This is a genomic window from Pseudomonas sp. PsB (assembly GCF_043658375.1).
GTDB classification, from domain to species: domain Bacteria; phylum Pseudomonadota; class Gammaproteobacteria; order Pseudomonadales; family Pseudomonadaceae; genus Aquipseudomonas; species Aquipseudomonas putida_Z.
In genome coordinates this window covers 100,667-125,484 of sequence record NZ_JBIGLU010000007.1, presented here as the reverse complement: position 1 = coordinate 125,484, position 24,818 = coordinate 100,667, and the positions used below count along the sequence as shown (strand labels likewise).

The window sequence follows — 24,818 nt, the reverse complement described above, 5'->3', positions numbered from 1 at the left end:
GCGCTCGAATACCTCGCAACTGCCTCAACCATCGGGATGTAGCCAGCTGCGAATGGGCCCGAGGACTTCGCCTGCGTTTTTCAGGGTTGCGCGCAGCAGCGCCAGCCGCACGGGTTCGAACCAGGCGGTGATACCGTGCGGTTCTGGTTGGTGCAGCACCTGACACTGCTGGCTGATGTGCTGGGCGATGAGGTCGACGGGTTGATCGCTGGTCAGCCAGCCACACACGTAGTGCCAGGTAGCTGCCGATTCACGAGCGGCGCAGGTCGCGCTTAATGGGGCAAGGGCTGTGGGCGCATCGCCGGGTTTGGCGAGCCGCACCAGAGCTGGCCAGCACTCAGGATCCTGCACCAGCCCGCTGCAGTCGACGCGCGTTACGGCATCACTACCCAGCGCTTCGCTGAGAGCAGCGATGGCCAGCGGGTGCTCAGGCGGGCAGCCGGCGAATGGGTCCAGTAAAAGGTAGAGGGTCTCTTCTGGTTGGCGCTGCTGGTTGGCGAAGTGCTCGACCGACTGCACGTAGCCCTGCGCGGACTGGCTCGACATGAGAAGTTCCTTTTCTTCTTGATGGCGAGCAGAAACCTAACGGGGAATCAATGCCGCAGGTAGTTATTGGCTTCCTAACCAGTTGTAGGATTTTTCGCTTTCGGACGAGGCAGTCGTATCGCTCAGGACCTCGGGGATTCTGTTTCAAAGCATTGGCGCATCACGTCAAGGTAACGCCGGGCGCCCAGGCCCAACGGGCGCGACTTGACCCAGATGATGTCCACCCACAAGCGCAACCGGCTGGCCATGTTGTCGAAGCGCACCTCCGCCAGCGCGCCCGAAGCAATCAATGGCTCGACCAACGGCTGCGGCAGGTAGGCCCAACCGAGCCCCGATTGCACCAGGTCCAGCGTGGCCAGGTAGCTGTCGGTCAGCCAGATGCGCCGGGACAGCACCATGCGCGGGTCCGACCCGGTGGCCTTGCCCGAAGCCACGATGATTTGCCGCTGTTCGGCGAACGCCTCTTCCGGCAACGGCATGCCGTTGTTCTGCCCGGCTGGATGGCGGGGGGAGGCGACAGCCACCAGCAATTGGCTGCCGGCCTCCAGGAATGACTCGCGCTCGTCGATGCCAGGCCGTTCGAAGACCAGTGCCAGTTGCACGCTGCCGTCATGCAGCAGGCGGATGGCTTCTGCCTGGGTGGCTGAGCGCACTTCGATTTCCAGGCTGGGAAATTCCTGGGCGAGGGTTCCCAGCGGCTGGCTCCAGCGGCCGGTCTGCAGTTCGGGGGCCATGGCGATGGTCAGGCGCTTTTCCAGGCCCTTGTGCAGTTGCAGGGCCTGGGCGTCGAGCAGGTTGAGCTGGCAGATTACCTGCCTGGCCTGGGGTTCCAGGGCCAGGGCGGCGCTGGTGGGCAAGGCTTTGCGCGTGGCCCGGTCGAACAGCACCAGGTCCAGCTCCGCCTCCAGTTGGGCGATGGCCATGCTCACGGCCGAAGGCACACGCCCCAGCTTGCGCGCGGCGGCAGAGAATGAGCCTGCCTCCAGCACCGCGAGGAAGATTGCCAGGGAGTCGCTGGTAAAGGCCATTGTCAGTAAACCTGATGACGAGGAAGCGTTGTGGAAGAAAATTATGGGGCTTTTGTTTGAGAATGCACCAGGGTGCCGAGCGGTTCGGCGGGGGATTGTCAGCGCCTGTGAGATCGAGCGCCGCCCGCGCGGCGCTTCGCAGCACAAGGCTGCTCCTACATTTGTTTCGGGCCAGTAATGCTTGTACCAGTGCACGCGACCGCCTTGTTTGCCCGACACGATATCGAGGTGGACACCAAGGGGCCGCGCGCCCTCGCCTCAGGATTTATTGGCCCGAAACAAATGTAGGAGCAGCCTTGTGCTGCGAAGCGCCGCGCGGGCGGCGCTCGATCTCACAGGCGCTGAAAAACCAAAGCCAAGCACCTACAGCCCTTCACCCAGCACCCGATCAATGCTGTCGACAAAGTAGTCCACGCTCGCCCGGGTGGTGCACATCGGCGGCTTGATCTTGAGGATGTTCAGGTAATCACCGGTCGGCTGCATGAAGATGCCCAGGTCACGCAGGCGGTTGCACAGGGCCATGGTTTCCTCGGTTGCCGGTTCCAGCGTTGCGCGGTCGCGCACCAGTTCCAGCCCCAGGTAGAAGCCCGAACCATGTGCCGCGCCAGCCAGCGGATGCTTGTCCACCAGTGCCTGCAGGCGCGCCTTGAAATAGCGCCCGGTGTCGCGGGCGTTGTCCCACAGGCCTTCTTCCTGCATCACATCCAGCACCGCCATGCCGATGCGGCAACTGACCGGGCTGCCGCCGGCCGAGGAGAAGAAGTAGCCCTCGGCCTCCAGCGCTTCGGCGATCTCGCGGCGGGTGATGACTACGCCCAGTGGCTGGCCGTTGCCCATGCCCTTGGCCATGGTGATGATGTCGGGCACCACGCCCTGTTCCTCGAAGCCCCAGAAGTACTCGCCCAGGCGGCCATAGCCGACCTGCACTTCGTCGGCGATGCACACGCCGCCCCGGGCGCGGACCTTGGCATAGGCTTCGCGCAGGTAACCGGCCGGCAACGAAATACCACCGGCATTGCCGTACACCGGCTCGCAGATGATGCCCGCCAACTGGCGGCCACGGGCGTCGAGGTCGGCCAGCTTGGCGTCGACGTCGCGCAGGTAGTCGGTGGCGCTGTCGGCGCCACGGAAGCGGCCGCGGAAGGTGTTCGGCGCCTCGACCGGGTGCACCCAGTCCGGGCGGGTTTCCAGGGCCTGCGGGTTGTCGGCGATGGAAGTGGAAATGGCATCGGTGGCCACCGACCAGCCGTGGTAGGCCTCCAGCACGCTGAGCAGGTCGCGCCCGCCGCTGTAGGCCCAGGCCAGGCGAATCGCGAGGTCGTTGGCTTCGGTGCCGCTGTTGACCATGAACACCCGGTCGAAGCCTTCGGGTGCCAACTCCAGCAGGCGTTCGGAGAACTCGGTGATGGCCGCGTAGTGGAAGCGCGAGTTGGTATTCAGCAGCGACCACTGCCGTGCCGACTCGGCGACCATGCGTGGGTGGCCGTGGCCCAGCACTGCGACGTTGTTGAGCATGTCCAGGTACGAGCGGCCCTGCATGTCGATCAGGTAGTTGCGCCAGCCGCGTTCGATGTGAGGCGGTTGCGCGTAGTAGTGCTTCTGCGAGCGGGCAAAGCTGGCATCGCGGCGGGCCAACAGGGCCTGTGGGTCGGGCAGCGGCTCGGCATTGCAGTCGAAGCCCAGCAACGCAGCTGGTGACGGGCACAGGGCCAGCCAGGCGGCCGCCTGGGATGGGGTGGCGAAGAACGGCGGCTGGAGGCCGCTATCCAGGCACAGCTGCACGCTGAGGAAGCCACAACTGCTGCCCAGCGGCTGGCCTTTTTCCACGGCCTGGCCATCTGCAGGCGCGTCTTCCAGGCCTTGCAGCCACAACGCCCAGTGCGCGCTGCGCAGACAGCCACGGCCGTCGCCATGGCGCTGCCAGGTGCCGGCATCTGGCGCTTGCACCAGGCTGCCGTTGGGTACATGCAGCTCGACGCCCAGGGCACAGGTGGCGGGCTCTTCGGGGCGGTCGATATGGGTTTGCGACAGGCGATATTGCCCATGCAGACTGCAGGCCGGGGCCGGTTGCGTGGTCAGCAGGTGCTGGTCGAAGCCTGGTTGCTCCCAGTTGCCCGCCTCGCAATGCTCGCTGAGCACGCCCAGGTCGATGCGCGTCACAACCTGCCCATCCAGTTCCGGGAGCAGGGGTACGCAGCCGCTCAGGTCCGGCGTGGCTGGGTGCAGCTCCGCAGCCTGCAGGATGGCCGCTTCCATCAATGCGAAGGGTACGGCGGTGGCAGTGTCGAAGATTTCCCATTCATGGGCGATGTTGTCGCGGGTGTACTGGTTGCCGGGGTCGACGGCGAGCTGTTGCTCGCTGCTCAGCACCAGCACGGCGGCGCGGTTGAGCACCAGTGGCCACAGGGCCCGCAGTTCGGCTTCGCTCAGAGGGTTGAGCGCCTGGTAGGCACGCACGGCCGGCAGGATGCGCAGCGGGTCGCCCTCGGCATGGTGCAGCAGCGCCGCGCAGGTCACCGACAGGTCGGCGATGCGCCAGGTGCGCAACAGGTCACCGAAATCGATCACCCCTTGCAGCTGCCACTGGCGCTCGCCATCGCGGGCCCAGACGGCGTTGTCGTCGGTGATGTCCAGGTGCACGGCCTGGCTTGGCAGCTGGTCGACCAGCGGCGCCAGGTGCTCGGCGGCCAGCTGGGTGGCCTGCTCGATGCGGGCGCGTTGCTCGGCGTTGCCCAGCACGGGCAGCAGGTGCTGGATCAGTGCCTGGGCATGTTGCGGGTCCCATTGCAGGGTGCGCGCCAGGCCCGGGTGGTCGAAAGTGGCCAAGGCCTTGTCCAGCCGCGCGCAGAGCCCGCCGAGTTCGGCCATCAGGCGTGGTTCCATGTGCTTGAGGCGGGTCAGTGGCTGGCCGTCGATGTAGTCGAGCAGGCGCATGCGCAGCGGTTGCCCATCTATTTCCAGCGCCAGCAGCATCTGGCCATCGTTGGCCGGGCGCACGGCGGGCACAGGCAAGCCCTGTTCGCGCAGGTAGGCCAGGGCCGCGTGCTGGGCCTCGAGCTCCACCTGGGCGTAGCTGCCGTGGCAGGCCTTGAGCACGAAACGGCCTTGTGGTGCGTCTACACGGAAGTTCAGGTCCTGTTGGCTACCCAGTGCCGTCAGGTTGCCGGCAATGCCGTAGTGCGTTTGCAGCACGGCATGTGCCTGGGCTTCGCCGAGTGCAGGGCTGGGCAGGCCGGAGCGCTGGATCAGCGTGGTCAGGGCAGGGGAGGCGGGCTGGTGTTGTGGGCTGGACATGGGGCTCTACCGTTGCTGCTGGGGTTGACGGTGGAGAATTTATGCCCGATCTGGCTGATGATGGAAGACGATTGTTGTCAGAAAATTTGATGATGGCTTTCGAACCGACCTGCCTGTACGCCTTTACATTAAATTATTCTCTGCCAATAATTATTGGTATTCAATAATTTCGGATAAAGCCATGATCGACATCTTCCCGCGCCGTGAACTGGCTGCCGACATGGCCAGGCAGCTGTTGAAACCGTCCGCCCTGGATATCGGCTTGAGATCAGGGCTGTTTTTCTCCGGGCTGCGCAGGACTGGCAAAACCACCTTTTTAAAGAACGACTTGATCCCTGCCCTGGAGGAAATGGGTGCATTGGTGATCTATGTCGACCTCTGGAGTGATACCCAGACCAGCCCGGTCGTGCTGGTCCTCGCCGCAGTGCGTAAAGCCCTTGCTGATCTTCAGAAACCTACCTCGGCTTTCTTGCAGAAACTCAAGGCCCTGCGTGGCGCGGAGGTCGAAGTGGCTGGGCTGAAGTTTGGCTTTAACCTGGAAACCTTGGGCACAGAGGGCGGTGTCACACTTGCGGAAGCGCTGACCGAGGTTGTGGACCAGGCCAGGACTGACGTTGTGCTGGTCGTCGACGAGGTGCAGCAGGCAATCACAACCGAGGACGGCCAGCAGATGATGCTGGCGCTCAAGGCTGCGCGCGATGCCATCAATCCGCGCCCGAACACGCCGGGGCACTTCCTGTTCATCGGTACCGGCTCTCACCGGGCGATGGTCAACGAGTTGACCGCGCGGCGTAACCAGGCTTTTGCCGGTGCCACAAACGTGCCGTATCCGGTGCTGGACAGGGACTATGTCGAATTCTGGCTCAAGCGGCTCGCAAAAGATGGCCTGGGCAACTTGCCGTCGCTGGATGTCGCGGCACAGGCATTCAAAACGCTGGGCAGCAGGCCCGAGGAGTTCATTCGTGCACTTCGGCAGTTGGTTCACTCACCTGCGTCCGGGATGGGGCCGGATGAGGTGCTGCCGGTAATCGCATCAACGCTGCGGTCGGCGGCTGCTGACCTGGAACTGATGAAAGTAGAGGAGCTGGGCGTCCTGGCTGAGGCGATTTTTGCCCGGATCGCATCGGTCGAAGGCGATGCGCGTGGGGTGTTCTCCAACGAAGCGGCGGCCGAGTATTCGAAGTCTGTGGGGCGTGAAGTGCGTGTCGAAGAGATACAGCCGGTTGCCAACGAACTGCTGGCCGCTAACCTGATCATGCGTCGGGGGCATGGGCTGTATGGGGTGACCGACCCCTTTGTACAGGAGATCTGGCGCGAGCGGCAGGAGTTGTTGGGCCGGCTCTGAGCTGCATCAGCCTAGGCCTGCTGGCGTCGGATCCATCAGCGCCTTGGCTATCGCACTCAGGTAGTGGGCAGCCCAGATCATCATCGGCTTCTCGACAGTGAATTGGGTGTATTCCGTGGTCATTTTGAATCCCCTGAAAATTCTCGACTACCTGGACCGGCCTCTTCGCGGGCACGCCCGCTCCCACAGGTACTGCGCAAGTCTTGAAGCCTGTGGTGGCCCTGTGGGAGCGGGCGTGCCCGCGAAAGGGCCGGCCCTGGCTAAAACTGTCCAACTTTTCGGTGGCAGTCCAGGGATAGCGCATGGCTTGAAGCCGGCGCGGTCGGGGTGGGAGCTGGCTTGCCGGCGATGGGCTGCGCAGCAGCCCCTAAAAGTTAACTAGCCGCATCCACTTCCAAGAACGCCGCCTCCAGCAACTGCCGGGTATATGGATGCTGCGGCGCATGGAAGATCGCCTGTGCATCCCCTTGTTCCACCACATGCCCATGCTTGATCACCATCAACTGGTGGCTCAACGCCTTGACCACCGCCAGGTCATGGCTGATGAACAGGTAGGTCAGGTTGTATTTCTGCTGCAGATTGCGCAGCAATTCCACCACTTGCCGCTGCACCGTGCGGTCCAGCGCCGACGTAGGTTCATCCAGCAGGATCAGCGCCGGCTTCAATACCAACGCCCGGGCAATGGCAATGCGCTGGCGCTGCCCACCGGAAAACTCATGCGGATAGCGATGCCGCGTGCGTGGGTCCAGCCCCACTTCCTCCAGGGCCGCAATAATCGCCGCTTCCTGTTCCTGCGCCGTGCCGATGCGGTGGATGCGCAACCCTTCGCCGACAATGTCCTCCACGCACATGCGCGGGCTCAGGCTGCCGAACGGGTCCTGGAACACCACCTGCATTTCCCGGCGCAACGGGCGCACGGCCTTCTGGTTCAGCCCTTCCAGGTCCTGCCCATGAAAGCGAATGCCGCCCTGGCTGGAGATCAGCCGCAAGATCGCCAAACCCAAAGTCGACTTGCCCGACCCGGACTCGCCGACAATCCCCAGCGTCTGCCCTTGCGGCAAGCTGAAGTTGACCCCGTCAACCGCCTTCACATGGTCGACCGTGCGCCGCAGCAGCCCCTTCTTGATCGGGAACCACACCTTGAGGTCATCCACCTCCAGCAATGGCGCGCCCACCGGGTTGTGCGCCGGCAGCCCGCTGGGCTCGGCATTGATCAGCATCTGCGTGTAGTGGTGCTGCGGGGCGCTGAACAACCTGGCGCATTCGGCCTGCTCGACAATCTGCCCGTGCTGCATCACGCACACACGGTGGGCGATGCGCCGCACCAGGTTCAGGTCATGGCTGATCAGCAGCAGGGCCATGCCCAGACGCGCCTGCAGTTCCTTGAGCAGTTCGAGAATCTTCAACTGCACGGTCACGTCCAGCGCCGTGGTCGGCTCGTCCGCAATCAGCAGTTCCGGCTCGTTGGCCAGGGCCATGGCGATCATCACCCGCTGGCGCTGCCCGCCCGACAGCTCATGGGGCAGGGCCTTCAGGCGCTTGCGTGGCTCGGGAATGCCGACCATCTCCAGCAGTTCCAGGGTGCGCGCGGTTGCTTCCTTGCCGGTCAGGCCCTTGTGCAGCAGGAGGATTTCGTTGATCTGCTTCTCGATGCAGTGCAACGGGTTCAGCGAGGTCATCGGCTCCTGGAAGATCATTGCAATGCGGTTGCCGCGAATGCGCTGCATGGTCTTCTCGTTCTGCTGCAGCAGGTCCTTGCCCTCGTAGCGGATGCTGCCGCTGGGGTGGTGGGCCAGGGGGTAGGGCAGCAGGCGCAGGAGCGAGTGCGCGGTAACCGATTTGCCCGAGCCACTCTCGCCCACCAGTGCCAGCGTCTCACCCTTGCGGATGTCGAAGCTGATGCCGTTCACAACGCGGTGGGCCTGGTCACCGGTGACGAACTCCACCGCCAGGTCGCGCACTTCGATCAGGTTCTGTTCACTCATGTCACTTCCTCGGGTCGAAGGCATCGCGGGCGGATTCGCCGATGAACACCAGCAGGCTCAGCATCAGCGCCAGCACGGCGAAGGCGCTGATGCCCAGCCATGGGGCCTGCAGGTTGGACTTGCCCTGGGCCACCAGTTCGCCCAGCGATGGTGCGCCCGGCGGCAAGCCGAAGCCGAGGAAGTCCAGGGCGGTGAGGGTGCCGATGGCGCCGGTGAGAATGAACGGCATGAAGGTCATGGTCGAGATCATGGCGTTCGGCAGGATGTGCCGGTACATGATCGCGCCGTTGCGCATCCCCAACGCGCGAGCAGCGCGCACGTATTCCAGGTTGCGCCCGCGCAGGAACTCGGCGCGCACCACGTCCACCAGGCTCATCCACGAGAACAGCAGCATGATGCCCAGCAACCACCAGAAGTTGGGCTGCACGAAGCTGGCGAGGATGATCAGCAGGTACAGCACCGGCAAGCCCGACCAGACTTCCAGGAAGCGTTGCCCGGCCAGGTCGACCCAGCCGCCATAGAAGCCCTGCAAGGCGCCGGCGATCACACCGACGATGGAACTGAGCAGGGTCAGGGTCAGGGCGAACAGCACGGAAATGCGGAAGCCGTAGATCACCCGTGCCAGCACATCGCGGCCCTGGTCGTCGGTACCCAGCCAGTTGTCCGCCGACGGTGGGGCCGGGGCGGGTACGCGCAGGTCGTAGTTGATGCTCTGGTAGCTGAACGGGATCGGTGCCCACAGCACGAAGCTGTCTTTCTTCTCTAGCAGTTCGCGGATGTACGGGCTCTTGTAGTTGGCTTCCAGCGGGAATTCGCCGCCAAAGGTGGTTTCCGGGTAGCGCTTGAACGCCGGGAAGTACCATGCGCCGTCGTAGCGCACGGCAATCGGCTTGTCGTTGGCGATCAGCTCGGCGCCCAGGCTCAGGCCGAACAGGATCAGGAACAGCCACAGCGACCACCAGCCACGGCGGTTGGCCTTGAAGCGCTCGAAGCGCCGGCGGTTGAGGGGGGACAAGGCCATGTCAGTGCTCCCGGCTGGCGAAGTCGATGCGTGGATCGACCAGGGTGTAGGTCAGGTCGCCGATCAGTTTCACCACCAGCCCCAGCAGGGTGAAGATGAACAGGGTGCCGAAGACCACCGGGTAGTCGCGGTTGATGGCTGCCTCGAAACTCATCAGGCCGAGGCCGTCGAGGCTGAAGATCACCTCGATCAGCAAGGAACCGGTGAAGAAGATGCCGATGAACGCCGAAGGGAAACCGGCAATCACCAGCAGCATGGCGTTGCGGAACACATGGCCGTACAGCACCCGTGGCCGGCTCAGGCCCTTGGCCTTGGCGGTGACCACGTATTGCTTGTTGATCTCGTCGAGGAAGCTGTTCTTGGTCAGCAAGGTCATGGTGGCGAAGTTGCCGATGACCAGCGCGGTGATCGGCAGCACCAGGTGCCAGAAGTAGTCCAGCACCTTGCCGGTGGTGCTCAGCTCGTCGAAGTTGTTGGAGGTAAGGCCGCGCAGTGGGAACCAGTCGAAGTAGCTGCCGCCGGCGAACAGCACGATCAGCAGGATGGCGAACAGGAACGCCGGGATGGCGTAGCCGACGATGATCGCCGAACTGGTCCACACGTCGAAATGGCTGCCGTGGCGCACGGCCTTGGCAATGCCCAGCGGGATCGACACCAGGTACATGATCAGCGTGCTCCACAGCCCCAGCGAAATCGACACCGGCATCTTCTCGATGATCAGGTCGATGACTTTGGCATCGCGGAAGAAGCTGTCGCCGAAGTCCAGCCGGGCGTAGTTCTTGATCATGATCCACAGGCGCTCGGGCGGCGACTTGTCGAAGCCGTACATGCGTTCGATCTCGGCGATCAGTGCCGGGTCCAGGCCCTGGGCGCCCCGGTAGTTGGAGCCGGCCACGGACACTTCGGCACCGCCACCGGCAATGCGGCTGGTGGCGCCTTCGAAACCTTCGAGCTTGGCGATCATCTGCTCGACCGGGCCGCCGGGGGCGGCCTGGACGATGATGAAGTTGATGATCAGGATGCCGAACAGGGTCGGGATGATCAGCAGCAGGCGGCGCAGGATGTAGGCCAGCATGTTATTCGGCCTCGTCCGCAGTGGTTTCGCTGACGGCCGGGGTTACGCCGGGCTTGATCCACCAGGTGTCGATGCCGATGTCGTACTTGGGCGAGACGTCCGGGTGGCCGATGTGGTTCCAGTAGGCCACGCGCCAGGTCTTGATGTGCCAGTTGGGGATCACGTAGTAGCCCCACAGCAGTACGCGGTCGAGGGCCCGGCAGTGGTCGATCAGGCTCTGCCGCGAATCGGCATTGATCAGCTGTTCCACCAGCTGGTCGATGGCCGGGTCGCGCAGGCCGATGAAGTTGCGGCTGCCGGGGTTGTCGGCGGCGGCACTGGACCAGAACTCGCGCTGCTCGTTGCCCGGCGAGTTGGACTGCGGGTAGCCACCGACGATCATGTCGTAGTCGCGCGAGCGCAGGCGGGTGATGTACTGGGACACGTCGACCCGGCGGATGTTCAGGTCGATGCCGAGGTCGGCGAGGTTGCGCTTGAACGGCAGCAGGATGCGTTCGAACTCGGTCTGTGCCAGCAGGAACTCGATGCTCACCGGCTTGCCCTGGGCGTCGACCATCTTGTCGTCGACGATTTTCCAGCCGGCTTCCTGCAGCAGCTTGTAGGCCTGGCGCTGCTGTTCGCGGATCATGCCGCTGCCGTCACTGACCGGGTTGCGGAAGGCTTCGCTGAATACCTGCTCGGGGACCTTGCCACGCAATGGTTCGAGGATTTTCAGCTCGTTGGGGCCGGGCAGGCCGCGGGCGGCCATTTCCGAGTTTTCGAAGTAGCTGCCGGTGCGGGTGTAGGCGCCGTTGAACAGCTGCTTGTTGGTCCACTCGTAGTCCAGCAGCAGGCTCAGCGCCTGGCGCACGCGCACGTCCTGGAACACCGGGCGGCGGATGTTGAAGATGAAGCCCTGCATGCCGGTGGGGTTGCCGTTGGGCAATTCTTCCTTGATCAGGCGGCCATCGCGCACGGCGGGTACGTTGTAGGCGGTGGCCCAGTTCTTCGCGCTGACTTCCAGCGCATAGTCGAACGCACCAGCCTTGAGTGCTTCCAGGGCGACGGTGGTGTCGCGGTAGGAGTCGAAGGTCATGACGTCGAAGTTGTAGAAGCCGCGGTTGATCGGCAGGTCCTTGGCCCAGTAGTCCTTGACCCGCTCGTAGCGCACCGAGCGCCCGGCCTTGACCTCGGCGACCTTGTACGGGCCGCTGCCCAGCGGGATTTCCAGGTTGCCGCGGTTGAACTCGCGGCTTTCGTACCAGTGCTTGGGCAGTACCGGCAGCTGGCCGAGAATCAGCGGCAGCTCGCGGTTGTTCTTGTGCTTGAAGGTGAACAGCACCGTCAACGGGTCTTCGGCGACCACTTCGGCGACGTCGGCATAGTACTGGCGGTACAGCGGCGCGCCGTCCTTGATCAGGGCATTGAAGGTGAACACGACGTCGTCGGCGCGCATCGGGTGGCCGTCGTGGAAGCGAGCCTCGGGGCGCAGGTAGAAGCGCACCCAGCTGTTGTCCGGGGCCTTCTCGATCTTGCCGGCCACCAGGCCGTACTCGGTGAACGGCTCGTCCTGGCTCTGGCGCATCAGGGTGTCGTAGATGCTGCCGATGTTCTCGGCCGGCACGCCCTTGTTGATGAACGGGTTGAGGCTGTCGAAACCGCCGAAGCTGGACTGGCGGAAGGTGCCACCCTTGGGTGCGTCAGGGTTGACGTAGGCGAAGTGCTTGAAGTCGGCGGGGTACTTGGGTGGCTCGTCGTACAGGGTGAGCGCATGTTGCGGTGCGGCCAGGGCGGGAAGGCTCAGGCAGGCAAGCAACAGGCTGCCGGCCAGCCGGCGCAGTCGGTGCGTTGGCGTCATTGGGCTTTCTCCGAAGTCTTGATCCACCAGCTGTTCAGCCCAAGGGTGTAGGGCGGCGTGGTGACGAAGGCGAACCGGTTGCGGTAGGCCAGGCGATGATTGTCGAGGTACCAGTTGGGGATCATGTAGTACTGCCATGAGAGCACGCGGTCCAGGGCGCGGGCGGCGGCGACCTGGTCATCGCGGGTACGGGCGGCGAGCAGGGTGTCGAGCAGATGGTCGACCACCGGGTCCTTGACCCCAGCATAGTTCTTGCTGCCCTTGGTGGTTGCCTGGCTGGAGTGGAAGTACAGCCACTGTTCGAGGCCCGGGCTCAGGGTCTGGTTCAGGGTCATCAGAATCATGTCGAAATCGAACTGGTCCAGGCGTTGTTTGTACTGGGCGCGGTCCACGGTACGCAAGCGCGCATCGATGCCGATGCTGGCCAGGTTTTCGACATACGGTTGCAGGATGCGTTCAAGGTTGGGGTTTACCAGCAGCAGCTCCATGCGCAGCTGCTGGCCCTTGCTATCGACCAGGCGCTGGCCGTTCAGCTTCCAGCCGGCCTCGGCGAGCAGGCCGAGGGCCTGGCGCAGGGTCTGGCGGCTGATGCCGCGGCCATCGGTCTGGCTGACCTTGTAGGGTTCGCTGAACAAGGCGGCCGGCAACTGGTCACGGAACGGCGCCAGCAGCAGCCATTCCTTGCCGGTAGGCAGGCCGGTGGCGGCGAACTCGCTGTTGGGGTAGTAGCTGGTCGAGCGGCGGTAGGCGCCGCTGAACAGGGCGCGGTTGGTCCACTCGAAGTCGAGCATCAGCCCCAGCGCCTGGCGTACCCGTGGGTCACTGAAGGTGGCCCGGCGGCTGTTCATGAACAGGCCCTGGGTTTGCGTGGGGATGCGGTGCGGGATCTGCGCCTTGATCACCTCGCCCCGGCGCACGGCCGGGAAGTTGTAGCCGTTGGCCCAGTTCTTCGCCTGGTGCTCGATATAGATGTCGAACTCGCCGGCCTTGAACGCTTCGAACGCGACCGTGGCGTCACGGTAGAACTCGTATTCCACGCGGTTGAAGTTGTATTTGCCACGGTTTACCGCCAGGTCCTTGCCCCAGTAGTTCTTCACCCGTTCGAACACCAGCCGGCGCCCAGGCTGGACCTGGGTGATGCGGTAGGGGCCGCTGCCCAGCGGGGGCTCGAAGGTGGTGGCCTTGAAGTCGCGCTTTTGCCAGTAGTGCTTGGGCAGCACCGGCATTTCGCCCAGGCGCAGGATCAGCAGCGGGTTGCCGGCGCGCTTGAACACGAAGCGGATGCGCAGCGGGCCGAGGATGTCAACCCGCTGCACTTCCTGCAGGTTGGTGCGGTAGATCGGGTGGCCATCCTTGAGCAGCGTGCGGAAGGAGAAGGCCACGTCTGCCGAGGTGATCGGCTTGCCGTCATGCCAGTGGGCTTCCGGGCGCAGGTTGAACACTACCCAGCTGCGGTCCTCGCTGTACTCCACCGAGCGGGCGATCAGGCCGTAGCTGGAGGTCGGCTCGTCGCCGGAGGGGTCGTACTGGCCGGTGCCGACCATCAGCGGCTCGTTCAGCTCGCTGATGCCGTATTGCTGGAAATTGGGCGTGGTAATCGGGCTCGACCCCTTGAAGGTGTAGGGGTTGAGGGTGTCGAAGGTACCGAAAGCCATGGCCCGCAAGGTGCCGCCCTTGGGCGCTTGCGGGTTGACCCAGTCGAAATGGGTGAATGTGGCTGGGTACTTGAGCGTGCCGAACTGCGCGTATCCGTGGCTTTCGCTCACCGTCGCGGCTGCGGGAAAGCTCAAGGCCAGGCTGAGTGACAGCAGGAGGGGACGTATCAAGTCGGCATCCGATCCAGAGGCGTTGGGCTTTGATCGGGGTACAGTAACAGCTTGGTGGGGTTGGAAAAAGAGAGGTTTTGAAGGTGGGGTTGGCGGGCGTGCCTGCTTCTGTCCAATGGGAATGACGCGGTAGCTGTAGGAGCGGCCTTGTGTCGCGATCGGGCTGCGTAGCAGCCCCAGCGATATCGGCATCACCTTCAATAATCTGGGGCTGCTGCGCAGCCCGATCGCGACACAAGGCCGCTCCTACAGCCACCGCGTCAATGCGGCAGGCGGGGATCAATGCGAGAGGTAGACGGTGAGGGTCTGGCCTGGCTTCAGGGCATGGCCGCTGCGCGGGTTCCAGCGTTTGAGGTGCTTCATTTCCACGTTGAAGCGCTTGGCCACCAGGTACAGCGAATCGCCCTTGCGTACCTTGTACTGCGTGGAGCGCTGCCCGGAGGCGGCTACCCGATTGCCAGCAGCGCTTGGCGCGCTGCCACCGCGCAGGGCCAGGACCTGGCCAGCGCGCACGCTGTTGCCGGAGAGACGGTTCCAGCGCTTGATGTCCTTGACCGAAACACGGTTGGCCTTGGCGATGGCGCCCAGGTTGTCGCCGCGCTTGACACGGTAGCTGCGCGCCGCCACCGGGGCCTTGGCTTCGGCCACGGCGCGGGCGAACACCGCCTTGTTCGGCTGCAGGCTGACCAGTTGCTCGGGCTTGAGGTTGGACAGGCTGTCGCTCAGCAGCTGCGCCTTGGCGGTGGGTACCAGCAGCTGCTGCGGGCCATCCACGGTCATGCGCTTCTTGAATGCCGGGTTGAGCTGGATCAGCTCGTCTTCGTCGATGTTGGCGAAGGCCGCTACCCGCGACAGGTCGAGGCGGTCGTTGATGGCCACCGCCTCGAAGTAGGGTTCGTTGGCGATCGGGTTCAGGTTCACGCCATAGGCTTCCGGCGTGAGTACCACCTGCGACAGGGCCAGCAGCTTGGGCACGTAGTCGCGGGTTTCCTGCGGCAGCGGCAGGTTCCAGTAGTCGGTGGGCAGGCCGAGCCGTTCGTTGCGCTCGATGGCGCGGCTGACCGTGCCTTCGCCGGCATTGTAGGCAGCCAGGGCCAGCAGCCAGTCGCCGTTGAACATGTCGTGCAGGCGGCTGAGGTAGTCGAGCGCGGCGTTGGTCGAGGCGGTCACGTCGCGACGGCCATCGTAGAAGTTGGTCTGGCGCAGGTTGAAGTGGCGGCCGGTGGAAGGAATGAACTGCCACATGCCCGCGGCATGGGCGCGCGAATAGGCCATCGGGTTGTAGGCGCTCTCGATGGCTGGCAGCAGGGCCAGCTCCAGTGGCATATCACGTTCTTCGAGGCGCTCGACGATGTAGTGCAGGTAGAGGCTGCCACGCTCGCCGGCGCTTTCGATGTAGCTTGGGTTGCTGGCGAACCACAGGCGCTGCTGCTCGATGCGCGGGTTGACGTCGATGTTGTCCTGCAGGGCAAAGCCCTGGCGCATGCGTTCCCATACGTCCTGCGGCGCCTGCTCGGCCGGCTTGACCAGCAGCGGTGAAGGCTTGTGCTTGATCCGCGCCTGGTAGTTGTGCGCGCGAACGCTATCGGATTCGTCGAGCTGACGGGTGCTCTGGCAGCCCACCAAAGTGGCGGCCAGGGCCAGCGCACTGATTTGGGCCAGGCGCGTCAGGGTGACGGAATGAGAGGTTCTGCGGCTACTGGAAGACATCGGCTGACACAGGTTTCCGGGCGAAAAATTTCGGCGATTCTAGAAACCGCTCCGGGCCTGGTCAACCTTTGACCATCGCTTGCGATATATCTTGAGGTTATCAGAAGGTGTCCTTCCAAGACCTCAAGGCAGCAAAAACAGCGACATGCGAGGGGTTTGAATGTCCCTTCCATTCGTCTGCTTTTTGTTTAACTAATGTTTCAGAGGTGCGCAGGAAGGGGTTGGTCAGGCGCTCCAGACCGATCGTTGATGGCAATGTGATGCGATTTTCGGCACGCAAACGGGTAACGTCCTCGAACCGCTGCTGAACGTGCGGGTTCTCGGGTTCCACCGCCTTGGCGAAACGCAGGTTGCTCAGGGTGTATTCGTGGGCACAGTACACCTCGGTCTGCTCTGGCAGGGCTGCCAGGCGGGCGAGGGCTGGCTGCATCTGTTCGGGGGTGCCTTCGAACATGCGCCCGCAACCGGCGGCGAACAGCGTGTCGCCACTGAACAGCACCGGTGTTGCCGGCTGGTCGCTGAACAGGGCGATATGCCCCAGGGTATGGCCGGGCACGGCCAGCACCTGGAAGGTCACGCCAAGCACGGTCACCTGGTCACCTTCGTCCAGCGCCAGGTCACGGCAGGGGATGCGCTCGTGGGCCGGGCCGCAGACCCGCGCGCCGGTCAGTTGCTTGAGCCGTTCCACGCCGCCGACGTGGTCGTTGTGGTGGTGGGTGACCAGGATGTCGCTCAGTACCCAGCCGGGGTTGGCCGACAGCCAGCGTTCCACTGGGCCGGCGTCACCCGGATCGACCACCGCGCAGCGGCATTTGGCAGTATCCTGTAACAACCAGATGTAGTTGTCGGAGAAAGCGGGGAGAGCATCGATCTGTATCATGGTGCGGATCCGATTCGCCTAGCGTGGCACATGAAGGCATCTTATCCGCGATGGCGCGGTGCGAGAACCTTCGAGGGAGAGCGCAATGACCGACCAAGCCTTTGCCCAGGCCGACCCGGACTGGGTCAAGCTGATCAGCCTGGCCCGTGAGTGGTTCAACGGCCCACTCGGCCAACTGATGCTCAAGGAGGAGGAAAAACTGCTGGAAGAAGAGCTCGGGCGCTTCTTCGGGGGTTACCTTGTGCACTACGGGCCCTGCGCCGAGCCACCGCCCAGCGCGCCCCAGGTGCAGCGCAACGTGCGCCTCGGTGCACCGCTGCCGGGGGTGGAGATTGTCTGCGAGGAGCAGGCCTGGCCGCTGAGCGAGCACGCCGCCGACGTGGTGGTGCTGCAGCATGGCCTGGATTTCTGCCTTTCGCCCCACGGTCTGCTGCGCGAGGCGGCCAGCGCGGTGCGCCCTGGCGGGCACCTGCTGATCGTCGGGATCAACCCCTGGAGCAGCTGGGGCATGCGCCATTTCTTCAGCCACGGCGCCTTGCGCAAGGCCCGTTGCATCTCGCCGTCACGGGTGGGCGACTGGCTCAACCTGCTGGGCTTCGCGCTGGAGAAACGCCGCTTCGGGTGCTATCGTCCGCCGCTTGCCTCACCGGCCTGGCAGCAGCGCCTGGCGGGCTGGGAACGGGTGGCCGGCGGCTGGCAGGGCTCCGGTGGCGGGGTGTACCTGCTGGTAGCGCGCAAGATGGTGGTGGGCCTGCGGCCGTTGCGCCAGGAGCGTCGCGAGCCGATGGGCAAGCTGCTGCCGCTGCCACTGGCCAAGGTCAACCGCGCGGCGGCCAACCCGGATACTGAAAAGCACTGAACATGAGTGGTACATGAGCGAAAGCGTCGAGATGTTTACCGATGGTGCCTGCAAGGGCAACCCTGGCCCTGGCGGCTGGGGCGTCCTTATGATCTACAAGGGCGTCGAGAAGGAACTGTGGGGCGGCGAACGCGAAACCACCAACAACCGCATGGAGCTGATGGCCGCGATCCAGGGCTTGATGGCGCTGAAGCGCGAATGCGAAGTGGTGCTGACCACCGACTCGCAGTACGTGATGAAGGGCATCAACGAATGGATGACCAACTGGAAGAAGCGCGGCTGGAAAACCGCGGCCAAGGAGCCGGTGAAGAACGCCGACCTGTGGCAGCAGCTGGATGAGCAGGTCAACCGTCACAAGGTGACCTGGAAGTGGGTACGCGGGCATATCGGCCACCCCGGCAACGAACGCGCCGACCAGTTGGCCAACCGTGGGGTCGATGAGGTGCGCGCCAAGCGTTGAGCTGGGGTACAATTCCGGCCTTTGTAACTGATGCAAGTTGGAGCGCCCCGCGTGGAGCAGCAGCAAGATAAACGGTTCGTCATCCTGCTCCACTTTTGGTGGAGGTGTGTAAACGTAACCCTCAATGCCCTTCGGCCCCGGCATTACTGAGCTGCAAAGCCGCCTCATTCGTTACGAAACCGCGCGTCAAGAAATCTTGTAAACCGTGGCCCAAATTCAGAGTCCATGGTTTACATTCTTCTCTGTCCCCCCCATCCCCCGCCCAAAATCCCCTCAAAGCCACCCAGCCCCGACGCCCCCATCCCCGAAGCGACGTCCTGGGATGCCTGCTTTTGCATAAATTGGCATGCCGTCTACGCTTATGCGGCCAATCGCCATTACGCGATCAGCCAACGGTTAGGCAGGTATTGCATCGCCTATACCCTCTAGATTTTCACTGAGCAGGGGCCGCCTCAGCGCCCTGCGTGCTGGGATGCCCTGTCATGATCGAGTCGATTAGCCTGTCCAACATCGCCACCTATAGCGCCGTGAAGCCCGAAGTAATCAACCTCAAGCCGGTCAACTTCATTTATGGGGCGAATGGGGCTGGCAAGACTACAATCAGCCGGCTCATTGATAAGCCTGGCATCTCAGCAGATTCCAGCATCACTTGGCTCAGAAATACGCCGGTGCCAGCAATGATCTACAATAACGACTTCATTGCCGCCAACTTCACAGATTCCAAAGAGTTTCAGGGAGTATTTACGCTAGGCAAGGCAGAGAAGGATCAGCTTGATCGACTCAAAGACCTCAAAGATGAAAGAAAGCGTCACGAGCAGTTGAAGACTAAGTCAATTATTTCTCTTGATGGTGAAAATGGAAAACCCGGTAAAAATGCTGAACTAGCCTCTTTGGAAACAAAGTTGGTAGGCCGATGCTGGGAGCAGAAGGTAAAGCATGATGAGCATTTCAAAGGGGCATTCATTGGTCTTAGAAATAACAAGGAGGCGTTCAAGGCAAAGGTTCTTCATGAGCATGCGAGTAACAAATCCGCCCTGGTGGACTTGGCGGATCTCCAAGCTAGAGCGGCAGTTCTATACGGTGATGAGCCTTCGAGAATAGCGCCTGTTCCCATTTTGGATTTATCGAGACTGACCGCATTCGAGGCAAACCCAGTTCTCTCTAAGAAGGTGATAGGTAAAGATGACGTAAGTATATCAGGCATCATTCAGCGGTTGGGTAATAGCGACTGGGTCAGACAGGGTGTGAAATTTCTGGGGCATACGGACGACCAGTGTCCGTTCTGTCAGCAGGATCTGCCCCATGACTTCGAGAAGGAGCTTGCCGAATACTTTGATGAAACCTTTGAGGCAGATTCAAAGGCAGTGTCTGCTATGCGCGAAAATTATTACCAGATTTCAGAGGATCTATTAAGCCAAGCGCGTGCTCTGCTGGCTTTGGATTGCGCTGAACTGGATAAGGACAAGCTTGGCCCTGAGATTCAGGCGCTGGAAGCTGTCGTTCTCGTTAATAAAGGGCGAATGGACAGTAAGCTGGACAGTCCAAGCGCTGAGGTTGTTCTTGAGGGGGTAGTGGATATTCAAGCTGGTATATCCGGGCTTATTAGCGCTGCGAATGCGAAGATCGCTGAGCACAATCGCCTCGTTGCTAGCTTCACTGCTGAGCAGAGCAAACTCACTGGCGAAGTATGGAAGTATATTTTAGGCGTTGAGCTCAAGAATACTTTGTCTGATTATTTCTCTGGGAAAGACACATTGCAGAAGGCTATCGCCGGGATTGCATCGAGTCGGGATAGGGCTTCGGCTAGCATTGATGCTGTAGATGTCGAAATCGATAAGATTGAGACCGATCTCACAAGCGTGAAGCCGACAGTGACTGCCATCAACAAAATTCTTAGGAATTTCGGCTTCCGAGGATTTTCACTCGATCCTGCCTGCGTAGGTAATTCGTATAGGCTGATTCGAGCAGATGGGAAAGATGCAAAGCAAACCCTGAGCGAGGGTGAGAAGACCTTCGTGACATTCCTCTACTTCTACCACCTGCTGAGAGGGAGCGTTACGACCTCGGGTATCACCAGTGATCGAGTCGTGGTCATTGATGACCCTGTTTCTAGCCTTGATAGTGATGTGCTGTTTATCGTGAGTAGCCTGATAAAAGAGCTATTCGTTGAAGTCAGAAAGCGTGGTAGTCATATTAAGCAGGTTTTGGTACTTACCCATAATATACATTTCCATAAAGAGGTTACTTACGATCAGCGTCGTAAGCCCGATCAGTCCCTCGGTGACGAGACGTTCTGGATCGTGCGCAAGCCCAACGAGCACTCAGTGATTGAATTTCACCCGAGTAATCCCATCAGAACCTCTTACCAGTTGCTCTGGGCGGAGCTGAAGAGAACGCCTTTGCCAGTGCTTACGCTGCAGAACACCATGCGCCGGATTTTGGAGAATTACTTCAAAATCTTGGGTGGTGTCGATACGTACCATTTGGTTGACGAGTTTGAAGGTATCGAAAAAACGCAGTGCCAGTCTCTAATGAGCTGGGTGAATGACGGGTCGCATTACGCTCCGGATGAGCTGTATGTGGCTATCAGCGACTCTATGGCGGAAAGCTACCTGAAGATTTTCTTCAAAATATTTAAGGCTGCTAAGCATGACGCGCACTACAAAATGATGATGGGCGATGCTTATGTCGATCTGGATCCGGAAGAGCCGGAAGAGCCGGAAGAGCCGGAAGAGCCGGAAGAGCAGCAGGCGCAGACAAAGGCTGGGGAAAATGGGGCCACTATCGCTATTACTGCAGTTGCTGCTGACCTGCCCTTAGTCGTTCTCGAGCCTGCCCCGCTACCGGCCAGCAGTGCCGTTACGGCCCCAGCACGTGTGCCGATTGCTCCCATGCCTGAAAGCGACCAACTGGGGTTCGATAAGGACATTCCGTTTTAGGGGCCTTCGGGCGGTAGAGCGTTTGATGTCGAAGCTCCAAATCAGGTCTGGTGTGGAGACATCACTTACGTCTGGGCACAGGGCAAATGGCACTATCTTGCAGTTGTCCTGGATCTCTATGCACGCAGAGTGGTTGGCTGGGCCTTATCAGAAAAGCCGGATGGAGACTTGGTGGTCAAAGCGCTGGACGTCGCCTACGAACAACATGGAAAGCCTCTAGGACTCCTGTTCCACTCTGACCAGGGATCGCAATATGGCAGCCGTCAGTTCCGCCAGAGACTGTGGCGCTACCGCATGCGCCAGAGCATGAGCCGCCGAGGCAACTGTTGGATAATGCACCGATGGAGCGAGTATTTCGCAGCTTGAAATCAGAGTGGATACCGACCACGGCCTACCTGACCGGGCAGCAAGCTCAACGAGACATTGGCCAATACCTGATGGGCCACTACAACTGGATCCGGCCGCATCAGTTCAACGATGCACTGGCTCCAGCGAAAGCTGAAGAAAAACTCAAAACCGTGTCCGGGATGAGTTGACCACTACACAGGCCGGCTAGCCACCCTGGCGGCACCGGTTACTGCTCCATCCATCTGACCGCTTTCAACTCTCCTGCTTCTGATGCCATAACCGACGCAACGTCGACTCAGGCATCCCGAGCTGTCTCGCAGCCTCACCTTGGGTAAACCCTTTTGCCTTAAGCTCCTGTACCGCCTGCCATTTCTCTCGGGCTGACAGAACGTTGAGCGGAACCTTGTTGTCAGGCTCCGAGGGATGGTGAGCATCAGCCAATTCGAGGGCTTCGATCTCGGCCAGTGAGGCGAGAAGGACTTCCCGAGGCGTGCGATTACTGTCGCGAGAAACCGTCAGAGCAACCAGGGCGGTAAGTTCAAGATCAAGCGCTGCAGCCAATTTGTGGCTTACATCCAAGGTCACTGAGTGCTTCCCACTCTCCACCTTGCTGACGGTCGTTTGATCCAGTTGGGTAGCCATGGAGTGCTGCGTGACGCCCTTACGCTGACGCAGCATTTGGAGCACTGCCGCAAAAGATTGGCGGAGCGACATTACAAATCCCCAAAAGCTAAGAGGTATGCCGCGTTTGCTTACCGCCAGACAAAGGAATATATTCATCATTTTGGCGGTAAGGCCTCTGGCCTGCAATTTATGGGAAATGAAATGCGAGGTTGTGCTTGATGGAAAGCCCACTCAACGATGGGCTGCTGGGTGAGGGGGGAATCGATCTAATCGGTTCCGAGCTAACTCTGGAGGGCGCGCTCCTTGCTGCTCGAGAACACTACAAGTGGATGCCTCTTTGCGTTGTCGAGAAGTGGGTGATCTTGGATGCGATCCTCACGGAGGATGAGCTGGCCAAGGTAGCTGCGGCTGGCTGCCAGCCCATGTTCCTGTTTGCCCACAAGGTTGTTCACGATGAACAGCGGCGTTTCGAGCCGGGAGACTGGGTTAGGTCAACAATTGCTCAGACCTTCAAGGATGGCTATCTCTTCGGGACAAGGAACACGATCTACGTTCTGAAGGGGCCGGGGTATCGTAAGTCGTCCACCCTGCAAGGCATCTTCTCAATCTTCTAGGTGTCACGAGCCCTGCTCGTGACGACTCGACTGTTTCAGAGATCAAGATATGTTCCGTTCACACCTAGCTGACATGGCCGGCATTCCAGGCATGTTCGGCGACGGGCTGATTCATTGGCATGGCGTTTCCCGAGCTCTCGCTACCCACTGGTACCACGTGAGCGTTCAGCGTCTCCATGAAGGCCAATTCAGGAATTATGAGGAGATGCTCAACGATGAGGCCCGGCTCGTTGAGTTGCTGTTGGCTCAAGATGAGAGCCTAGTTGTGCGGGAAGTCCAAGCCGTTACCCCGAGCTGGATGAACAAGGATGCCGGTTGGAAGATGGAGAAGCTCACGTCGCTCTCGATGGGACACAACCAGGCTGGTGTGGTCGTCTGTGTTCTGGAAGTGGAGGGTGGTGCTGTGTACGTCGATACGCATGAGCCTGGTCTCGGTGCGGACTCCCTGAACGGCGTCAAAGAGCTGTATCGACGTGGTATGGCTCAGGCCAGTGCTGCAGCGGAGCCCCGGAGGGCGTAGGCATGACAGAGGACAACACGGTAGAGGTCGACTTCCACGTTAAGCGCTACAGCGATTTCGATCTGCTGCGGATCGCTCGGGCTGTGGGCCAGGGGTATGACGGCGAGATCACTGCGTTTCTGGTGAATGTCCACATTCATCGACTCAGTGCCGTTGGCGTCGTCTTCGGGCATGTGCGGCAAGGGCCTCATGGCCGATTCGCCGATGGGCACTTGATCCAGACCTCCGACATCGTGGCTATCAAGAAGGAAGGTAAGTTTTGGGTGATCACGACCATGAACTCGAAATACGTCGTGGCAACTTTTCGCCGTGATGGTGGGAGCCGGAGCCTGAGGGATTTCTGCCGCTTGGTCGGAGACCACTTCCCCAATACACAGCTGCACTGATTTAGATCGAGTCTGAGCACGTTGACTTGTGCTCAAGGCTTTCCCCTGCCTGTCATTCAGCAATTGAGCAAGGAGCTGCAAGTGTTTATAAAGTTTGAATATCTGAAATTTGCTGGCTGCCTAGAGGACATACGAGTTTTCGAGCATCTCACGGGTTTCGTGCAGGTCATCATGAAAATTGATGGGATATTAATTCCCAATGTTAAAGTCCCGATTCAGATCTATGAAGATCTGGAAAAAGGGTCACATGTTGAGTTCTATGCTCTCGTGCAGAACTCAAAAAATAAGGTCAAAAATACTGCAATCGTCCTTGCAGCGAAGACCACGAGCGGACGGCTCCTCCGTGTGGCCAGCATGAGATATAAAGTGCAGCTGCACTTCTGGGTAATTGCTGCGATCTGGGCTGCTGTGGCGTTTGTTTTAAGTTGGATTGCCCTGGTTTTCGGATCGGATTTTTTGATTAGCGGTCGCTCGACTCCGCAGCAATGGGATTTTATAAATGGCGGAGCCTCAGTCATAGGAATTTTGACAGGAGGGTTCTTCGTGGGTTGCGGTATTTACCTATTTCACAAGACTTCAGTGCTTGATACGTGGAAGTCAATTGCACCCTCGTTGCTTGTAGAGCGTTTCAGCAAATTGCACCGCTGATCCTTGGGCGGGCCGCTGTCGCGGACGGCTCTCGTGAACCAAGCCCTGCTACTGCCGGGCTTAGCCCTCCGGGCGTTGATCCTCCCGCCTTTCGGCCATCCCTGGCCGGCGCGCTCCGCTTGCAATTTGGTCGAAAACCCAATGGTTATAGGGCTTGTAACGTGGTTTTGGGAATGTAACGTTGGCGCTGTTACATTCCAGAATTAGCGTTACAACCCTAGTCACTGAAGGGCGGGCCGCTCCATCGGATCATAGGGCTTAGGCGACTTGAGATTGCTATGACTTTCTTCAGCCGATTCTGTAACCTTGCTAGATCATTAGCCTCCTACGGAAAACGCCCCATGTCCCGTCTCGCTGAATTTCGTCGTCTAGAGCAAAAACTCGCTCAGCAACTGGCTGAACTCGAAGCTATGAAGGGTGATGACGCCATCAAAGCCGAGATGGAGTTTGAGGAGAAGCTGCGTGCTCTTCTCGGGGAGTATGGCTTCAGCTTGCGCGACGTGATCAGCATTCTTGATCCCAAGGCCTCTGCACGTACTCCGGCCCCAGCCGTCCAGGAAAAGAGCAGCCGTAAGCCCCGCGAGCTGAAGATCTATAAAAACCCGCACAGTGGTGAAGTGGTTCAGACCAAGGGTGGTAATCATGCAATTCTGAAGGCATGGAAAACCGAGCATGGCGCTGAAACCGTCGAGTCCTGGCGTCAGTAAACATTGCGCCTTGACGCAATGAGTACACGATAGGTAGCCTCATCATGTATGTGTCCGACACCAAAGCCTCTCTGAGGAAAAGACCTCTTCAGCGACAAATCAAACCCCGTCGCGGGGAGTCGGAGACCCCGAGCTACACCATTTAAAAAACCGCCTGTTGGCGGTT

20 protein-coding genes and 1 pseudogene are annotated in these 24,818 nt (G+C 60.9%); 10 read left to right on the top strand and 11 right to left on the bottom strand.

Annotation, left to right across the window (positions count from 1 at the left end; all coding sequences use genetic code 11):
* Positions 1-24 precede the first annotated feature (24 nt).
* The 3 genes from ACGLHT_RS12080 to ACGLHT_RS12070 form a co-directional block, all read right to left on the bottom strand.
* Positions 25-546 (bottom strand): hypothetical protein, encoded by a 522-nt coding sequence (locus ACGLHT_RS12080; protein WP_274120718.1) that lies wholly within the window; start codon positions 544-546, stop codon positions 25-27.
* 122 nt (positions 547-668) lie between these two features.
* Entirely contained in the window at positions 669-1,574 is a 906-nt protein-coding gene (locus ACGLHT_RS12075) for a LysR family transcriptional regulator (RefSeq protein WP_137164447.1), read from the bottom strand.
* A gap of 363 nt (positions 1,575-1,937) precedes the next feature.
* Positions 1,938-4,868, bottom strand: a complete 2,931-nt coding sequence (locus tag ACGLHT_RS12070; RefSeq protein WP_137164446.1) for an aminotransferase — start codon at positions 4,866-4,868, stop codon at positions 1,938-1,940.
* A gap of 181 nt (positions 4,869-5,049) precedes the next feature.
* Between ACGLHT_RS12070 and ACGLHT_RS12065 the strand changes: the two genes are divergently transcribed.
* On the top strand, positions 5,050-6,213 hold the full coding sequence (locus ACGLHT_RS12065) for an ATP-binding protein (protein WP_023661223.1): 1,164 nt from the start codon (positions 5,050-5,052) through the stop codon (positions 6,211-6,213).
* Between the two features lie 374 nt (positions 6,214-6,587).
* On the opposite strand, the gene ACGLHT_RS12060 is transcribed toward ACGLHT_RS12065, so the two are convergent.
* From ACGLHT_RS12060 to gloB, 7 genes are all read right to left on the bottom strand, one after another.
* Positions 6,588-8,198, bottom strand: a complete 1,611-nt coding sequence (locus tag ACGLHT_RS12060; protein ID WP_137164445.1) for an ABC transporter ATP-binding protein — start codon at positions 8,196-8,198, stop codon at positions 6,588-6,590.
* 1 nt (position 8,199) lies between these two features.
* Positions 8,200-9,219, bottom strand: a complete 1,020-nt coding sequence (locus tag ACGLHT_RS12055; protein WP_063912689.1) for an ABC transporter permease — start codon at positions 9,217-9,219, stop codon at positions 8,200-8,202.
* 1 nt (position 9,220) lies between these two features.
* Entirely contained in the window at positions 9,221-10,294 is a 1,074-nt protein-coding gene (locus tag ACGLHT_RS12050) for a microcin C ABC transporter permease YejB (RefSeq protein WP_009686399.1), read from the bottom strand.
* Between the two features lies 1 nt (position 10,295).
* Positions 10,296-12,131: an extracellular solute-binding protein gene (locus ACGLHT_RS12045; protein ID WP_274120720.1), complete on the bottom strand. Its 1,836-nt coding sequence runs from the start codon at positions 12,129-12,131 to the stop codon at positions 10,296-10,298.
* Positions 12,128-13,957, bottom strand: coding sequence for an extracellular solute-binding protein (locus ACGLHT_RS12040; RefSeq protein WP_274120721.1), 1,830 nt, complete (start codon positions 13,955-13,957; stop codon positions 12,128-12,130). Before ACGLHT_RS12040 ends, ACGLHT_RS12045 begins: the two co-directional genes overlap by 4 nt.
* Before the next feature lie 279 nt (positions 13,958-14,236).
* Positions 14,237-15,667, bottom strand: a complete 1,431-nt coding sequence (locus ACGLHT_RS12035) for a lytic transglycosylase domain-containing protein (protein WP_274120722.1) — start codon at positions 15,665-15,667, stop codon at positions 14,237-14,239.
* 100 nt (positions 15,668-15,767) lie between these two features.
* The gene (gene gloB / locus ACGLHT_RS12030; RefSeq protein WP_274120723.1) at positions 15,768-16,547 is read right to left on the bottom strand and encodes a hydroxyacylglutathione hydrolase; all 780 of its coding nucleotides are present in this window, start codon (positions 16,545-16,547) and stop codon (positions 15,768-15,770) included.
* Between the two features lie 85 nt (positions 16,548-16,632).
* On the opposite strand from gloB, the gene ACGLHT_RS12025 reads away from it, so the two are divergent.
* From ACGLHT_RS12025 to ACGLHT_RS12010, 4 genes and pseudogenes are all read left to right on the top strand, one after another.
* Positions 16,633-17,406 (top strand): class I SAM-dependent methyltransferase, encoded by a 774-nt coding sequence (locus tag ACGLHT_RS12025; protein WP_085664609.1) that lies wholly within the window; start codon positions 16,633-16,635, stop codon positions 17,404-17,406.
* Positions 17,407-17,419: 13 nt separating this feature from the next.
* The gene (gene rnhA, locus ACGLHT_RS12020; RefSeq protein ID WP_003261021.1) at positions 17,420-17,866 is read left to right on the top strand and encodes a ribonuclease HI; all 447 of its coding nucleotides are present in this window, start codon (positions 17,420-17,422) and stop codon (positions 17,864-17,866) included.
* 482 nt (positions 17,867-18,348) lie between these two features.
* On the top strand, positions 18,349-20,805 hold the full coding sequence (locus ACGLHT_RS12015) for an AAA family ATPase (protein ID WP_274079484.1): 2,457 nt from the start codon (positions 18,349-18,351) through the stop codon (positions 20,803-20,805).
* A gap of 15 nt (positions 20,806-20,820) precedes the next feature.
* A pseudogene (locus ACGLHT_RS12010) lies at positions 20,821-21,341 on the top strand (IS3 family transposase); the annotation flags it as partial.
* Between the two features lie 64 nt (positions 21,342-21,405).
* Here the strand turns inward: ACGLHT_RS12010 and ACGLHT_RS12005 are convergent.
* Positions 21,406-21,867, bottom strand: coding sequence for a helix-turn-helix domain-containing protein (locus tag ACGLHT_RS12005; protein WP_274079483.1), 462 nt, complete (start codon positions 21,865-21,867; stop codon positions 21,406-21,408).
* A 128-nt stretch (positions 21,868-21,995) separates the two neighbouring features.
* Between ACGLHT_RS12005 and ACGLHT_RS12000 the strand changes: the two genes are divergently transcribed.
* The 5 genes from ACGLHT_RS12000 to ACGLHT_RS11980 all read left to right on the top strand — a co-directional run bounded on the left by ACGLHT_RS12000 (position 21,996) and on the right by ACGLHT_RS11980 (position 24,652).
* Positions 21,996-22,391 carry a DUF6957 family protein gene (locus tag ACGLHT_RS12000; protein WP_087534924.1) on the top strand — a complete coding sequence of 132 codons (396 nt, stop codon included), beginning with the start codon at positions 21,996-21,998 and terminating at the stop codon, positions 22,389-22,391.
* A 49-nt stretch (positions 22,392-22,440) separates the two neighbouring features.
* Complete coding sequence (locus tag ACGLHT_RS11995) at positions 22,441-22,911, top strand: hypothetical protein (RefSeq protein WP_087534925.1); 471 nt, start codon at positions 22,441-22,443, stop codon at positions 22,909-22,911.
* A 2-nt stretch (positions 22,912-22,913) separates the two neighbouring features.
* Positions 22,914-23,297, top strand: a complete 384-nt coding sequence (locus tag ACGLHT_RS11990) for a hypothetical protein (protein WP_087534926.1) — start codon at positions 22,914-22,916, stop codon at positions 23,295-23,297.
* An 81-nt stretch (positions 23,298-23,378) separates the two neighbouring features.
* Positions 23,379-23,945, top strand: a complete 567-nt coding sequence (locus ACGLHT_RS11985; RefSeq protein WP_223255076.1) for a hypothetical protein — start codon at positions 23,379-23,381, stop codon at positions 23,943-23,945.
* Positions 23,946-24,286: 341 nt separating this feature from the next.
* Entirely contained in the window at positions 24,287-24,652 is a 366-nt protein-coding gene (locus ACGLHT_RS11980; RefSeq protein WP_087534928.1) for a histone-like nucleoid-structuring protein, MvaT/MvaU family, read from the top strand.
* The last annotated feature ends 166 nt before the right edge of the window (positions 24,653-24,818 follow it).

Excerpts from the sequence above, each read along its gene's own strand:
- ACGLHT_RS12080 (WP_274120718.1), bottom strand. The coding sequence starts at position 546 with ATGTCGAGCCAGTCCGCGCAGGGCTACGTGCAGTCGGTCGAGCACTTC.
- ACGLHT_RS12075 (WP_137164447.1), bottom strand. The coding sequence starts at position 1,574 with ATGGCCTTTACCAGCGACTCCCTGGCAATCTTCCTCGCGGTGCTGGAG.
- ACGLHT_RS12070 (WP_137164446.1), bottom strand. The coding sequence starts at position 4,868 with ATGTCCAGCCCACAACACCAGCCCGCCTCCCCTGCCCTGACCACGCTG.
- ACGLHT_RS12065 (WP_023661223.1), top strand. The coding sequence starts at position 5,050 with ATGATCGACATCTTCCCGCGCCGTGAACTGGCTGCCGACATGGCCAGG.
- ACGLHT_RS12060 (WP_137164445.1), bottom strand. The coding sequence starts at position 8,198 with ATGAGTGAACAGAACCTGATCGAAGTGCGCGACCTGGCGGTGGAGTTC.
- ACGLHT_RS12055 (WP_063912689.1), bottom strand. The coding sequence starts at position 9,219 with ATGGCCTTGTCCCCCCTCAACCGCCGGCGCTTCGAGCGCTTCAAGGCC.
- ACGLHT_RS12050 (WP_009686399.1), bottom strand. The coding sequence starts at position 10,294 with ATGCTGGCCTACATCCTGCGCCGCCTGCTGCTGATCATCCCGACCCTG.
- ACGLHT_RS12045 (WP_274120720.1), bottom strand. The coding sequence starts at position 12,131 with ATGACGCCAACGCACCGACTGCGCCGGCTGGCCGGCAGCCTGTTGCTT.
- ACGLHT_RS12035 (WP_274120722.1), bottom strand. The coding sequence starts at position 15,667 with ATGTCTTCCAGTAGCCGCAGAACCTCTCATTCCGTCACCCTGACGCGC.
- gloB (WP_274120723.1), bottom strand. The coding sequence starts at position 16,547 with ATGATACAGATCGATGCTCTCCCCGCTTTCTCCGACAACTACATCTGG.
- ACGLHT_RS12025 (WP_085664609.1), top strand. The coding sequence starts at position 16,633 with ATGACCGACCAAGCCTTTGCCCAGGCCGACCCGGACTGGGTCAAGCTG.
- rnhA (WP_003261021.1), top strand. The coding sequence starts at position 17,420 with ATGAGCGAAAGCGTCGAGATGTTTACCGATGGTGCCTGCAAGGGCAAC.
- ACGLHT_RS12015 (WP_274079484.1), top strand. The coding sequence starts at position 18,349 with ATGATCGAGTCGATTAGCCTGTCCAACATCGCCACCTATAGCGCCGTG.
- ACGLHT_RS12005 (WP_274079483.1), bottom strand. The coding sequence starts at position 21,867 with ATGTCGCTCCGCCAATCTTTTGCGGCAGTGCTCCAAATGCTGCGTCAG.
- ACGLHT_RS12000 (WP_087534924.1), top strand. The coding sequence starts at position 21,996 with ATGGAAAGCCCACTCAACGATGGGCTGCTGGGTGAGGGGGGAATCGAT.
- ACGLHT_RS11995 (WP_087534925.1), top strand. The coding sequence starts at position 22,441 with ATGTTCCGTTCACACCTAGCTGACATGGCCGGCATTCCAGGCATGTTC.
- ACGLHT_RS11990 (WP_087534926.1), top strand. The coding sequence starts at position 22,914 with ATGACAGAGGACAACACGGTAGAGGTCGACTTCCACGTTAAGCGCTAC.
- ACGLHT_RS11980 (WP_087534928.1), top strand. The coding sequence starts at position 24,287 with ATGTCCCGTCTCGCTGAATTTCGTCGTCTAGAGCAAAAACTCGCTCAG.